General features: G+C 37.5%; 15 protein-coding genes. 11 read left to right on the forward strand and 4 right to left on the reverse strand.

The genetic code is table 11. The features are described from left to right. Positions 1 to 3 precede the first annotated feature (3 nt). Positions 4 to 897 (reverse strand): hydroxymethylglutaryl-CoA lyase, encoded by an 894-nt coding sequence (locus tag MKX29_RS17450; protein WP_263624138.1) that lies wholly within the window; start codon positions 895 to 897, stop codon positions 4 to 6. A gap of 133 nt (positions 898 to 1,030) precedes the next feature. Here MKX29_RS17450 and MKX29_RS17455 point away from each other — a divergent pair, with 133 nt between their 5' ends. Both MKX29_RS17455 and MKX29_RS17460 read left to right on the forward strand, forming a co-directional pair. After that, entirely contained in the window at positions 1,031 to 2,221 is a 1,191-nt protein-coding gene (locus MKX29_RS17455) for an acetyl-CoA C-acetyltransferase (protein ID WP_095372680.1), read from the forward strand. A 74-nt stretch (positions 2,222 to 2,295) separates the two neighbouring features. Further along, entirely contained in the window at positions 2,296 to 2,547 is a 252-nt protein-coding gene (locus tag MKX29_RS17460; RefSeq protein ID WP_341106787.1) for a YqkE family protein, read from the forward strand. A 56-nt stretch (positions 2,548 to 2,603) separates the two neighbouring features. Here the strand turns inward: MKX29_RS17460 and MKX29_RS17465 are convergent, their stop codons facing one another. Continuing rightward, positions 2,604 to 3,515, reverse strand: coding sequence for an aldo/keto reductase (locus tag MKX29_RS17465; RefSeq protein ID WP_341106789.1), 912 nt, complete (start codon positions 3,513 to 3,515; stop codon positions 2,604 to 2,606). A 92-nt stretch (positions 3,516 to 3,607) separates the two neighbouring features. Further along, a complete protein-coding gene (gene mciZ / locus MKX29_RS17470; RefSeq protein WP_289434077.1) occupies positions 3,608 to 3,778 on the reverse strand; it encodes a Z-ring formation inhibitor MciZ in 171 nt (56 codons plus the stop codon). A 76-nt stretch (positions 3,779 to 3,854) separates the two neighbouring features. On the opposite strand from mciZ, the gene MKX29_RS17475 reads away from it, so the two are divergent. The 3 genes from MKX29_RS17475 (at position 3,855) to MKX29_RS17485 (ending at position 6,712) form a co-directional block, all read left to right on the forward strand. Beyond that, complete coding sequence (locus MKX29_RS17475) at positions 3,855 to 4,409, forward strand: NUDIX hydrolase (protein ID WP_289434076.1); 555 nt, start codon at positions 3,855 to 3,857, stop codon at positions 4,407 to 4,409. Continuing rightward, positions 4,406 to 5,578: an endonuclease Q family protein gene (locus MKX29_RS17480; protein ID WP_289434075.1), complete on the forward strand. Its 1,173-nt coding sequence runs from the start codon at positions 4,406 to 4,408 to the stop codon at positions 5,576 to 5,578. Before MKX29_RS17475 ends, MKX29_RS17480 begins: the two co-directional genes overlap by 4 nt. Positions 5,579 to 5,803: 225 nt before the next feature. Next, on the forward strand, positions 5,804 to 6,712 hold the full coding sequence (locus MKX29_RS17485) for an EamA family transporter (RefSeq protein ID WP_341106793.1): 909 nt from the start codon (positions 5,804 to 5,806) through the stop codon (positions 6,710 to 6,712). Between the two features lie 92 nt (positions 6,713 to 6,804). On the opposite strand, the gene MKX29_RS17490 is transcribed toward MKX29_RS17485, so the two are convergent. Beyond that, on the reverse strand, positions 6,805 to 7,374 hold the full coding sequence (locus MKX29_RS17490; protein ID WP_341106795.1) for a GNAT family N-acetyltransferase: 570 nt from the start codon (positions 7,372 to 7,374) through the stop codon (positions 6,805 to 6,807). 217 nt (positions 7,375 to 7,591) lie between these two features. On the opposite strand from MKX29_RS17490, the gene spoIIM reads away from it, so the two are divergent. The 6 genes from spoIIM (at position 7,592) to MKX29_RS17520 (ending at position 12,547) form a co-directional block, all read left to right on the forward strand. Continuing rightward, the gene (spoIIM, locus tag MKX29_RS17495; protein ID WP_224936063.1) at positions 7,592 to 8,233 is read left to right on the forward strand and encodes a stage II sporulation protein M; all 642 of its coding nucleotides are present in this window, start codon (positions 7,592 to 7,594) and stop codon (positions 8,231 to 8,233) included. A gap of 251 nt (positions 8,234 to 8,484) precedes the next feature. Then, the gene (gene fur, locus MKX29_RS17500) at positions 8,485 to 8,949 is read left to right on the forward strand and encodes a ferric iron uptake transcriptional regulator (protein ID WP_341106799.1); all 465 of its coding nucleotides are present in this window, start codon (positions 8,485 to 8,487) and stop codon (positions 8,947 to 8,949) included. Between the two features lie 196 nt (positions 8,950 to 9,145). Next, entirely contained in the window at positions 9,146 to 9,373 is a 228-nt protein-coding gene (locus MKX29_RS17505) for a YqzK family protein (RefSeq protein WP_095372690.1), read from the forward strand. A 7-nt stretch (positions 9,374 to 9,380) separates the two neighbouring features. Beyond that, positions 9,381 to 10,274 carry a site-specific tyrosine recombinase XerD gene (gene xerD, locus MKX29_RS17510; RefSeq protein ID WP_224936065.1) on the forward strand — a complete coding sequence of 298 codons (894 nt, stop codon included), beginning with the start codon at positions 9,381 to 9,383 and terminating at the stop codon, positions 10,272 to 10,274. Positions 10,275 to 10,532: 258 nt separating this feature from the next. Then, a complete protein-coding gene (gene deoB / locus MKX29_RS17515; RefSeq protein WP_224936066.1) occupies positions 10,533 to 11,729 on the forward strand; it encodes a phosphopentomutase in 1,197 nt (398 codons plus the stop codon). Further along, positions 11,729 to 12,547, forward strand: a complete 819-nt coding sequence (locus MKX29_RS17520) for a purine-nucleoside phosphorylase (protein ID WP_341106803.1) — start codon at positions 11,729 to 11,731, stop codon at positions 12,545 to 12,547. The genes deoB and MKX29_RS17520 overlap by 1 nt, the downstream gene beginning before the upstream one ends. Positions 12,548 to 12,566 lie beyond the last annotated feature (19 nt).

Here is a 12,566-nt window from a genome sequence, read left to right on the forward strand (position 1 = left end):
TGTTTAAGCATTTAGTTGAAAATAACTACTTTCAATTGACCTTGTCATATGTGGCTTTACGAGATGAATGGCTTCAACTAGCTTTTGCAAGTCTATATTGGTTGAGATACCCATTCTCTCTAACATATATACCACATCTTCCGTAGCAGCGTTCCCAGCTGCACCTGGAGCGAAAGGACAGCCGCCAAGTCCACCAGCAGAAGTATCAAAACGGTCGACACCAGCTTGAAGAGCAGCGAGGATGTTAGGAAGAGCTAATTTTCGTGTATCATGAAAATGAGCGGTAATGAGTGTTTCAGGAAAAGCATCTTTTAACTTTTTAAATACATCAAATGATTCATGCGGAGCTGCCATTCCGATGGTATCAGCAACACTTAACTCATCTGCTCCTGCATTGACAAAAGCCTGGCATAATTTTAATGTATCATTTACATCTACTTTTCCTTCGTACGGACAATAAAAAGCTGTGGAAATACAAGCACGTACAAAATATCCATTTCCTTTTAATTCTTTGATTATTGGCACAATTTCAGTGACACTTTCTTCGGTTGTTTTATTAATATTCTTTTTGTTGAACGTTTGACTAACACCAACAAAAGTAGCAACGGCTTGGCAATCAGTAGCATAAACACGATCAATCCCTTTTCGGTTGGGAGCAAGTACCATATCTCGCGTATGTGATGTAAGGGTATCAGCTACAATTTCAGCTGCATCACTCATTTGCGGTACCCATTTTGGCGAAACAAATGAGGTAAGTTCCATTTCTTTTACACCAGCACTTTTTAATTTTTGAATAAATTGTTTTTTGATATCTGTTGGAACGAAGTTTTTTTCATTCTGTAGTCCATCTCTTGGGCCCACTTCAATAATCGTCACTTCTTTCGGCAGTGTAAACATTATATTCCTCCTATTATAGAAAGCGTTTACTTTATTGTAGTGGTTTAATATTCAGAAATGCAAGAATTAAGTAAAGTATGGCATAATAGAGAGGTAGATTCATAACAAGGTAACCATGGAGGGGAAAAACAGTATGGAACGAGCAGAAGTCGTTATTGTAAGCGCTACAAGAACAGCGTTAGGAACATTTAATGGGAGTTTAAAAGGGGTATCCGCGATAGATTTAGGAGCAGTAGTTATTAAGGAAGCATTAAAGAAAGCAGGGGTAGAAGCATCAGCAGTTGACGAAATTATTATGGGGAATGTGTTGCAAGCAGGATTAGGTCAAAACCCAGCAAGACAAGCGGCTATAAAAGCAGGTGTACCTGAAAGTGTTTCTTCAATGACTATTAATAAAGTGTGTGGCTCGGGCTTGAAAGCCGTTCATTTAGCAACGCAAGCAATTGTCGCTGGAGATGCAGACATTATTGTCGCTGGTGGCATGGAAAATATGAGCCAAGCACCTTATATTCTAAAAGGTGCACGTGATGGGTTTAAAATGGGTAATACTACTTTATATGACTCCCTTATTGATGATGGGCTAACATGTGCATTTAATCAGTATCATATGGGTGTAACTGCTGAAAACTTATGTGATAAATATGAGATTTCTAGAGCGGAACAAGATCAATTTGCGGCTGAGAGCCAAGAGAAAGCGACGCAAGCAATCGAATCTGGTCGCTTTAAAGATGAAATCGTTCCGGTAGAGATTCCGCAGCGAAAAGGAGAGCCAATCATTTTTGATCAAGATGAACATCCGAAAGCAGGTACAACGGCAGAAAAATTAGGTAAACTACGCCCAGCATTTAGAAAAGAAGGAAGTGTGACAGCAGGCAATGCATCCGGTATCAATGATGGTGCAGCAGCAGTGGTAGTAATGAGTAAACAAAAAGCGGAAGAGTTAGGAATTAAGCCACTTGTTACAATTAAAGGGAATGGGAATGCTGGTGTTGACCCAAGTATTATGGGAATTGGTCCAGTAGAAGCGGTGAAGAAAGCATTAACGAAAGCAAATACTACATTGGAAGAATTAGAGTTAATTGAAGCAAATGAAGCATTTGCGGCGCAGTCCTTAGCGGTTGATCGTGAATTGAACTTTAAGAAAGACATCTTAAATGTAAACGGTGGCGCAATTGCCCTAGGGCATCCAATTGGTGCAAGTGGCGCACGAATTTTAGTTACTCTCATCCATGAAATGCAAAAACGCCAAGCGAAGAAAGGGTTAGCAACATTGTGTATTGGTGGCGGACAAGGTGTGGCAACTGTAATAGAGCTTGCAGAATAATTTATGGTGAGAGGGTTCTATGCTATAATAACCATACATTCTATTTAAAAGAATGAGGGGGTAGGACACCAGTCATGAAGCAGAGAAAACAGCGAGCACAATCAAAGAAAATAAGTGAGGATAACCCGCTTACTTTAGGAGATATGTTAAATCCTAAGCTTGTCAAAGGATTACAAGTGAAGAAAAATGAGCTAAAAAAAGCGGAAGAAATAAAGTTTGAGGAAGAATCACGTAGAAAAGCAGAAGAGCGTAAATTACGTGAGAAAAATAAAAGCTTTGAAGAGCTTTTAGGCGAAAGTAACTTAAATTGGAAAGAATTTAAATAATAGATTACAAGAAAAGATGACGTATCCAAAGGTACGTCATCTTTTTTTGATTGGTGTTAACGATGTGCCTCGTACTTATTCATTTTAGCTAATTGATCCATGAAGGTTAATTCTGACTTAGATAATGGCTCTGCACGAACGGCGGCAACATTTTCTTTAACCTGCTCCATAGAAGAGGCACCGGCAATAATAGAAGTAACCCCTTTATGTGCCAAGTTATATTGTATAGCCGCTTCTTGTAGATGGCGTGTTTCAGTAAACTTTGCTTTAAGCTCAGTCAGAAGAGCGCGCAATTCAGTTTCACTATAATCTAAATATCCTTGTTCCGATAGTTTATCAATCCAGTTTTCACTTAATAAACCTTTAGCGAGTGGACCTCTCGTAACGACACTAATGTTATTTTTAGCTAAAAGTGGTAAAACTTCTTCCTCTGGACGACGATCAAGTAAACTATATTGCATCATTACTGAATCAATAGAGGCATGCTTAACATATTCGCGAATCACATTAGGACGAATGGAGGAGATACCATATGCCTTAATAAAACCTTCTTGTTTAAGCTCTTCAAACGCGTCAATTGTTTCTAGTATATTATCTTCTAGCGTCCCGCCATGCAATTGATATAAGTCAATATATTCTACACTTAATCGTTTCAAGCTTTGTTTTACGGCTTCTTTTATATAAGCTTTTGACGGATCCCAGCGCCAGCCTTCTTTTCCTTCGGTCCACCGATTACCTACTTTTGTGGCAATAACAACATCCTCTCGTACGCGTTTTAACGCTTCTCCAACTAGCTGTTCATTCAAACCAAAGTCGTATAAGTCGGCTGTATCAAAATAATTAATGCCTTCTTCTAGTGCTGTTTCAATAATCGCTTGTGCCTTTCGTTTATCTGTTCCAAGTGACATACAACCAAGACCAAGTGGAGTAACCATTAATGGTGATTTACCTAACTGTACTTTTTTCATTGTGAACCTCCGCTCTTCTCTGAGTATTTTTTATCTATTTTACCGATACTGAGAGAGGTTAAACAAATCTTTTGATTCATTGCATGGAGAATTTATAAGTGACGTTTGCTATTTTTGGGCTCCTTGTAATAATCATCATTTGTTGTTTCATCTACCCATTCTCTTACATAAGTAAATGACTGCTGATAAACCTTTAGTTTTTCTTTAATTTCCCATGCCTTACCAACAAAGGTAACACCATTTTCATGTACGTATATTTTCATCAAGAGCTCTCCTAAACATAAGTATGTTAAAATGTATGAGCAGAATAATCGGATAGAACAGGAGTGACGAGAGAAAATGAGTCGCCTAGAAGAAAAAACGTTAAAAACGGAAAAAATCTTTGACGGTAGGATTATTCGACTCCAAGTAGAAGAAGTTGAACTACCGAACGGACAATTGTCGAAAAGAGAAGTAGTCAAGCACCCAGGTGCAGTGGCAATATTAGCACTAACGGATGAAGGAAAAATGGTTATGGTTGAACAATACCGTAAAGCACTTGAGAAGACGATAATTGAAATACCAGCAGGTAAATTAGAAGGAAACGAAGATCCCCTACAATGTGCAAAAAGAGAATTAGAAGAAGAAACAGGGTATGGGTGTGATGAAATAGAGTGGCTTATTTCTTTTTATACCTCTCCTGGTTTTGCTGATGAAATTGTTCATTTGTATATAGCAAAAGGTTTACATGTGATAGAAAATTCGGCCACTCTTGATGAAGATGAATTTGTTAATCTGAAAGAAGTCACTGTTCAAGAAGCTGTCCAATTAATAGGAGAGCAAAAAATCTATGATGCGAAAACCGCTTATGCAGTTCAATATATGCAACTAAAAGAAGCGTTGCAGCAAAAATGAAATCTTATTATGCAGATTTGCATATTCATATTGGGAGAACCGCTACTGGAAAGCCGGTTAAAATCACAGGTTCAAAAAACTTGACTTTTACAAACATTATTCATCATGCAAAAAATCAAAAAGGGTTAGACATCATTGGGATCATCGATTGCCATTCTCCAGAAGTGATAACTGAAATAGAGGCTTTACTTCAGGAGGGTGAGTTACAAGAGCATGAGGATGGCGGATTATTATTTGATGATATGATGATTATTCTTGGTTCAGAGCTCGAGATTTATGATCAATATTGCCATGGGCCCATCCATGTTCTGTCTTTTTTTCCGACACTTAGCCACATGAAGGATTTTTCAAACTGGTTGTCATTTCTAATGAAGAATATTCAACTGAGTTCACAGCGTGTTTATATAGAAGGGCGTGTGCTTCAACAAAAGGTAAAGGAATTAGAAGGTTTGTTTATTCCAGCCCATGTGTTTACACCTTTTAAAAGCTTATATGGAAAAGGGGTAAAGCATTCACTCGCGGAAGTATTTGACCCTCATTCGATTGATGCAATTGAATTAGGGTTAAGCGCAAATACAGAAATGGCAGACGTGATAGCGGAGTTACATGATTATCCATATATAACAAATTCTGATGCGCATTCATTAGCGAAAATTGCAAGAGAATACCAAAGAATCTCCCTCCAAGAATTAAGTTTTAAGGAGTTAACTATGGCACTGCAACAAACGGATGGAAGAGCAGTTGAAGCAAATTATGGATTAGATCCGCTTCTTGGTAAATATCATGAGACGGTCTGTGTTAAATGTGGTGAGGCCCAACCACAAGGGACAGTAAAATGCAGTAACTGTTCTAGTAAGAAAATCATTAAAGGGGTAAAAAATCGTATTCAAGAGTTAGCAAATGTCACTCCAATGGCTCAAGGGAGGAAACGCCCACCATATATTCATCAAATCCCTTTAGAGTTTATTCCCGGAATCGGGGTAAAGACATTAGAAAAGCTACTTCTTCATTATGGCACAGAAATGGCCATCATCCATGATGTTCCTCTTGCTTCATTGCAACAAGTCATACCTGAACAAGCAGCGCTTCTGATTGAGCAGGCGAGATCAGGGAGCTTACAATTTGACGTAGGTGGCGGAGGAAGATATGGTAGAATACGCATTGATTAAATACTAGACTTGACAGACTACCCATGTCGGGGATAAGATACAGTGGTATAAATAATTGAATGCCAAAACCGGTACGGATTTGTGGACTTTTTAAGAGTAGACACTCTTTTTTCGCCACACATTGATGCAAGCAGCATTGATGTGTGGCTTTTTGTATTTAAAAAAAATGCTCTTATCTTTACTAAAACGATATTTGTTAACCGGTAGATTGAGGAGGAAATACGGATGAAACAATCAATGTATCCTTTAGCAGTCCTTATCGGAGGTGCTTGCTTTGGTGTATTATCAACCTTTGTCAAGCTTGCCTACGGTGAGGGATTCGAACTTGCTGAAGTTTCTGGAAGTCAATTTTTAGCTGGGACGTTACTGATTTGGCTTATATTCTTGTTTACAAAAAAACAGAAGATAAGCTTCAAGCGTTTTAGCTTTCTCGTATTATGTGGTGTGCCAACTGGTTTAACGGGAATTTTTTATTATCAATCCTTACAGTCTTTAAATGCGTCGTTAGCCATCATTTTCTTATTTCAGTTTGTTTGGATTGGTACGGCTATCGAGTTTATTATTGATAGAAAAAAGCCAGGAATGAAAAAATTACGTGCGATTTTGCTATTACTTATTGGCTCTTTCTTGGCAACAGGTATTTTGTCACAAGGATTTAATGACTTTTCTCTAGTTGGTGCAGGATGGGGGATGCTTGCGGCATTATCTTTCTCCATCTTCGCCTATATTAGTAGCACGGTCGGGAAAGAAGTACCGCCGATCCAAAGAAGCGCTGTCTTTGCCATTGGTGGATTACTTATTACTTTTGTCATCTTCCCGCCAGTTTTCTTAGCTGATGCTGCAACTGTAACGGCACTTTTGCCGTACGGATTGTTTCTAGGTCTTTTTGGTGTCACTTTACCACCGTTGTTATTTGCGATCGGAATGCCTCATGTGGGTGCTGGGTTAGGTACGATATTGACATCGTCAGAATTACCAGTTGCTTTACTAATGTCTGTACTGGTTTTACAGGAAGAACTTGTCCCGCTTCAGTGGTTAGGGGTTTGTATTATCATTTTAGGGATTATTTATGGTAACGTGGCTCATAAAACAAAAAAGGACCACGAACTCATTCAGTCGTCAAAGGCGAGTTAATGAATCGGGGATATGTTTATTTTTTCTTGAGATGGTGGGGGCTTTGTCTAAGATCTTGACAAGGCCCTCACCTTTTTGTATGAGGATATCAATTAGTCATCAACTTTTACTTTTGCATACACACATGTACTTCTTAGGGATATGTTATCGGTTGCTAAGCTATCGTTACGCAATATGCCCTCTAATGGGAAACCGAGACGTTCCGCTATTCGCCGACTATCTATATTTTTTTCATCACAGCGGATTTCAACTCTATTCGCTTTGAAATGCTCAAAACAGAAAGCTGTCAAAGCTTCTGCAGCTTCTGTTATATAGCCATTCTTAATTTGGCGGCTATCACACCAATAACCAACTTCAAATTTTTTAATATCCCAATTGATCCGGTGAAGGCCGATTGAGCCAACAAAAAGATGATTCTCCTTCAGATAGATATGTAGACGGAAATCGCTTCGGTTAATAAATTCGGCAAAAGATGCGCGTATTCCAGCTTCTACTTCTTCAACAGTCTCTTCTTTTACAGCAAAAGGCAGCCACTTTTTTAGAGAATCTCGCGACACTGCAATGGCTTCATGCACTATCTTGCCGTCACCAGGCAAACATGGTCTAAAATACAAACGTTCTGTTTCTATTTTCTCTGGAAAATCTACTAAGATGGGATTCATTCTTTATTCTCCTTTTTAATTTAATAGCGCCTATCGCCGGTCTATCAAACCCTTTTACATCAAGTAAATATAACTTTCTTAAAGTGTAAATAAATAACATCTTATTTACAACAACAATTTTAATAGATTAGTTATATTATTTCGTATCTTTCTGTCATGATCTCAGCAAGTCTAGCATACATTCTAGTAAGTGAAATCATTTTCAGGAGGAAGAGCAATGATAAAAAAAATGTACCAGAACGTCGTAGTAAATCATTTCCGTGAGCATTCCTCAATCTACTTGTTTGTTATTATATTGTTTTTGATGGGTGTCATATTTGGAGCGGTGGTCGTAAACAGTTTAAGTTTGACGCAAAAGGAGGATTTATTTCAATACTTGACTCAGTTTTTTGGTCATGTTTCAAATGAAGAAATGGCGACACCGGCTAATATATTTGAACAAAGCTTACTTCATAATGGAAAATATATAGGCGTGATATGGCTATTGGGGATATCTATTATTGGATTACCGCTTATTTTAGTTTTATTATTTGTGAAAGGGATGGTCGTTGGCTTTACTGTCGGTTTTTTAGTAAGTCAATTAAAGTGGCATGGGTTTTTACTATCTTTTGTGTCCATTTTGCCACAAAATATGATTATCATTCCAATTTTTATTATTACATCTACTTTTGCAATTTCATTTTCAATGAAGATGATTCGTCGGCTGTTTATGAAGAAAGTAAATAATCCATTTATGCCGTTGCTAGGTAAATACTTAATTTCTTTCCTTATTGCCATTATTATATTAGCTGGTGCATCAGCTATTGAGGCCTATATTTCACCGGTGCTAATGAAGTCAGTCATTGACTCAGTCCTCTAAACTCATCGATTGCTTATATAAGGTTTGAATGCTATAATTCTTTTATCATATGAGTTTAGTAATAATGACTACTTGGATAAATGATCAGGTACAGAGCCTACGTTAGGTTCTGTACTTTTATGTTGTTTTAGGTATTATAACAATTCTAATATAAGAGTTATTATAAAGGTCTCTTTATAATGATTTTAGTTTGATTCTATACATCTATCTGTTATAATGAGAATGTTAGTGGTGAGGGAGGGACTTTCGGTATGGAAAGCAGAATTGACAGAATCAAAAAACAGTTGCATTCATCCAGTTATAAACTAACACCACAACGTGAAGCCACGGTTCGCGTTTTGTTAGAACATGAAGAGGACCATTTGAGTGCGGAAGATGTATACCTCCTTGTTAAAGAAAAGTCGCCAGAAATCGGTTTAGCAACTGTTTATCGAACACTTGAATTACTAACTGAATTAAAAATTGTTGATAAAATTAATTTTGGTGATGGCGTTTCCCGATATGACTTACGTCAAGAAGGTGCTGTTCACTTCCATCATCATCTTGTATGCATAGAATGCGGTGCAGTAGATGAAATTCAAGAAGATCTACTAGAAGATGTGGAAGAAGTTGTTGAGAAGCGTTGGCATTTCAAAATAAAAGACCATCGTCTTACTTTTCATGGCATCTGCTATCGATGTCAAGATAAAAAAAATGATGAAGAGCCAGAAGCATAAGGCACAACCCTTTTCTAATTTCATTGGAAAGGGTTTTCTTATTTTTCTCTAACTCGTGTCTCAAGCTGCGAACGAAAATAGGGTTTTTGTTCGGTAAAAGCTCACAGAACTTAAATGATTCCTCATTGGAAACAGGTATAAATCTTGTCCAAAATGGCATACCCTCTAATAAGACGTTTTATTTGGGGGAGAAATGATGAGTGCATGGATTAAATTAGTCTATCAAACCATTAAGGTTTTTGTTCTTTTTACAGGAAGCACAATTCTTTTTTATTATGGAATTATGTGGTTAAATGAAGAGTATCAGGATTATCATCGTTATGATGAACCGAGTGGGGCAGCAGTGAAGGTAGCAGCAAGTGCGAATGCAACGGACTCTTCTTGGTTGGATCGGTTGATTCTGTTTTATTTAAATGGGGAGTAATGATTTTATGAATGATCATCTGCAGGATTTTATCCACTATTTAATGATTGAAAAAGGGCTAGCCAGAAATACGATAATGTCATATGAAAGAGACTTAAGAAGTTATATATTGTTTATTGAGCAGAAGATGATGAAGCAATCGATGAATGAGATTGAACGTGTTCATATTGTTCAGTTTCTAGCTCAGCTTAAGGATGATGGCAAGTCTGCTAAAACAATTGCAAGGCATATAGCGTCTATTCGTTCCTTTCACCAATTTGCACTTCGTGAAAAAATAGCAGATCACGATCCTTCTATTCATATTGAGACACCGCAAGCTGAAAAATCTTTGCCAAAGGTTTTAAATATGAAGGAAGTTGAGAGATTGCTAGACCTCCCGAACAATGGCAGCCGCTTTTATTTAAGGGACAAAGCTATGCTAGAAGTACTCTATGCAACAGGAATCCGCGTCAGTGAATTAATCCATTTAACAATAAATGATGTTCATCTAACGATGGGTTTTTTAAGATGCATTGGTAAAGGAAATAAGGAAAGAATCATTCCATTAGGAAAAACAGCACAAGCAGCTGTTCAAGATTATTTAGATAAGGGTAGACAACAGTTGTTATCACCAAAACACCCGACAGAATACTTATTTTTAAATCATCATGGGAAAGGGTTATCACGGCAAGGATTTTGGAAAAACCTAAAAAAAACAGCACAAGCAGCTGGTATTCAAAAAGAGTTAACGCCTCATACTTTAAGGCATTCATTTGCCACCCATTTACTTGAAAATGGAGCAGATTTAAGAGCTGTACAAGAAATGCTTGGCCATGCAGATATTTCTACGACACAAATATATACACATGTGTCAAAAACGAGATTAAAAGATGTATATAAACAATTCCATCCGAGAGCTTAACAGGAAATATGTAGGAAAACAGTGAAAAGTGATATACAAGACTGTTTTTCTTTTTTTATTTTCAGTACAATATAGATGTCAGACTTCTGACGAAAGAGATCTTTCTTAAAGGTGAAGTATATTAAAGTCTTTCATGACATTCCTCTTTGTTAGGTTCTAGACGTTTTACACTATCCTTCGCTGTTGATGAAAGCCTTTTTGGGGTATGATAAGTAGGGATTTCTGTAGTAAAGAAATAGTTAGAAAGGAGTGTTAATTGTGAACACATTTACATATAAACGTATTTTTCTTATTGTAATGGACTCTGTTGGAATAGGAGAAGCACCTGATGCGAAAAATTTCGGTGATGAAGATGCTCATACGTTAGGCCATATTGCCGAGAAGATGGGCGGTTTGCATATGCCTCATATGGAACGTCTCGGATTAAGTAATATCAATGAAATAAAAGGGATAGCCAAAGTCGCACAACCTGAGGCTTTTTATACAAAGCTTCAAGAAGCTTCTGTTGGGAAAGATACAATGACAGGACATTGGGAAATAATGGGCCTTCATATTCAAAAACCCTTTCAAGTATTTCCTAATGGATTTCCAGAGGAGTTAATTCAAGAATTAGAAGAAAAGACAGGTCGAAAAGTGATTGGTAATAAACCTGCGAGTGGCACAGTGATTTTAGACGAATTAGGGGAAGAGCATATGGAGACAGGCTCTCTTATTGTTTATACATCGGCTGATTCGGTGCTCCAAATCGCCGCCCATGAGGAAATCATACCAATTGAAGAACAGTATCGTATTTGTGAAATAGCTAGAGAATTGACTTTAAATGAAAAATACATGGTAGGTAGAGTCATTGCTAGACCATTTGTTGGTAAAGCTGGGGCGTTTACAAGAACAGCGAATAGACATGATTATGCATTAAAGCCATTTGGCAGAACAGTAATGAATGAGTTAAAAGATGCCAATCTAGATGTCATTGCCATCGGAAAAATTAATGATATATATGATGGAGAAGGCGTAACAGAAGCAATTAGAACCACTTCAAATATGGATGGCATGGACAAGATGGTAGCTATAGCAAAAAAAGACTTTACAGGCATTAGTTTCTTGAATTTAGTAGACTTCGATGCCCTTTATGGACATAGAAGAGATCCACTAGGGTACGGTCAAGCATTAGAAGAATACGATGCTCGTTTACCTGAACTTTTCGAGCAGTTAAATGAAAATGATCTTCTGATTATTACAGCGGATCATGGTAATGACCCAATCCATCATGGTACAGATCATACGAGAGAATATGTGCCATTACTTGTTTATTCTAAGCGCTTATCTCATGGAGAAGAACTGCCTCAAGGCAAGACATTTGCTAACATTGGCGCGACTATTGCAGAGAATTTCCAAGTAAATAAGCCATTGATTGGAGAGAGCTTTCTTAAAAATGTCAAGGGAGTAGGAAAATAATGACTAGTTTACATGAGGTAAAAGCAGCGCAAGAATTAATTCAATCTAGAATAGATCAAACACCAACAGTAGGACTTATATTAGGTTCTGGACTTGGGGTACTTGCTGAAGAGATAACAAATGCGATAAAAATACCGTATAGAGATATACCGGGTTTCCCGCAATCAACAGTAGCTGGTCATGCAGGTCAACTCGTTATTGGTCGATTAAACGGTGTAGCGGTTGTTGCTATGCAAGGAAGATTTCATTATTACGAAGGCTATACTATGCAGCAAGTTACGTTTCCAGTCCGTGTAATGAAGGAGTTGGGAGTACAGAAATTAATCGTAACCAATGCTGCTGGAGGCGTTAATGAAACTTTCTCACCAGGTGATTTAATGATCATCACAGACCATATTAACAATATGGGGGTAAACCCACTTATAGGTCCTAATGATGACCATTTTGGTGTGCGTTTTCAAGATTTGTCATCAGCGTATAATAAAGAAATGATACAAGTCGCAAAAGAGGTCGCAGAACAACAACAATTAGACATACAAACTGGTGTATACGTAGCTAATACAGGGCCAGTTTATGAAACACCTGCAGAAGTAAAAATGCTTAGAATTTGCGGTGGAGATGCAGTTGGTATGTCAACTGTTCCCGAAGTTATTGTTGCGAATCATGCTGGTATGAATGTACTTGGAATCTCTTGTATTTCTAATATGGCTGCAGGTATATTAGACCAACCATTAAATCATGAAGAAGTAATAGAAACAACGGAGAAAGTAAAACAACAATTTTTAAGCTTTGTCAAAGGAATCGCGACAAAAATTTAAATTTAGTGGGGGAACGATA

The organism is Cytobacillus sp. FSL R7-0696 (assembly GCF_038006865.1).
Classification (GTDB): domain Bacteria; phylum Bacillota; class Bacilli; order Bacillales; family Cytobacillaceae; genus Cytobacillus; species Cytobacillus kochii.

Coding starts and splice junctions, on each gene's coding strand:
- xerD (WP_224936065.1), top strand. CDS start 9,381: ATGAATGATCATCTGCAGGATTTTATCCACTATTTAATGATTGAAAAA.
- MKX29_RS17460 (WP_341106787.1), top strand. CDS start 2,296: ATGAAGCAGAGAAAACAGCGAGCACAATCAAAGAAAATAAGTGAGGAT.
- MKX29_RS17465 (WP_341106789.1), bottom strand. CDS start 3,515: ATGAAAAAAGTACAGTTAGGTAAATCACCATTAATGGTTACTCCACTT.
- fur (WP_341106799.1), top strand. CDS start 8,485: ATGGAAAGCAGAATTGACAGAATCAAAAAACAGTTGCATTCATCCAGT.
- mciZ (WP_289434077.1), bottom strand. CDS start 3,778: ATGAAAATATACGTACATGAAAATGGTGTTACCTTTGTTGGTAAGGCA.
- MKX29_RS17490 (WP_341106795.1), bottom strand. CDS start 7,374: ATGAATCCCATCTTAGTAGATTTTCCAGAGAAAATAGAAACAGAACGT.
- MKX29_RS17455 (WP_095372680.1), top strand. CDS start 1,031: ATGGAACGAGCAGAAGTCGTTATTGTAAGCGCTACAAGAACAGCGTTA.
- MKX29_RS17485 (WP_341106793.1), top strand. CDS start 5,804: ATGAAACAATCAATGTATCCTTTAGCAGTCCTTATCGGAGGTGCTTGC.
- MKX29_RS17450 (WP_263624138.1), bottom strand. CDS start 897: ATGTTTACACTGCCGAAAGAAGTGACGATTATTGAAGTGGGCCCAAGA.
- MKX29_RS17480 (WP_289434075.1), top strand. CDS start 4,406: ATGAAATCTTATTATGCAGATTTGCATATTCATATTGGGAGAACCGCT.
- MKX29_RS17475 (WP_289434076.1), top strand. CDS start 3,855: ATGAGTCGCCTAGAAGAAAAAACGTTAAAAACGGAAAAAATCTTTGAC.
- MKX29_RS17505 (WP_095372690.1), top strand. CDS start 9,146: ATGAGTGCATGGATTAAATTAGTCTATCAAACCATTAAGGTTTTTGTT.
- spoIIM (WP_224936063.1), top strand. CDS start 7,592: ATGATAAAAAAAATGTACCAGAACGTCGTAGTAAATCATTTCCGTGAG.
- MKX29_RS17520 (WP_341106803.1), top strand. CDS start 11,729: ATGACTAGTTTACATGAGGTAAAAGCAGCGCAAGAATTAATTCAATCT.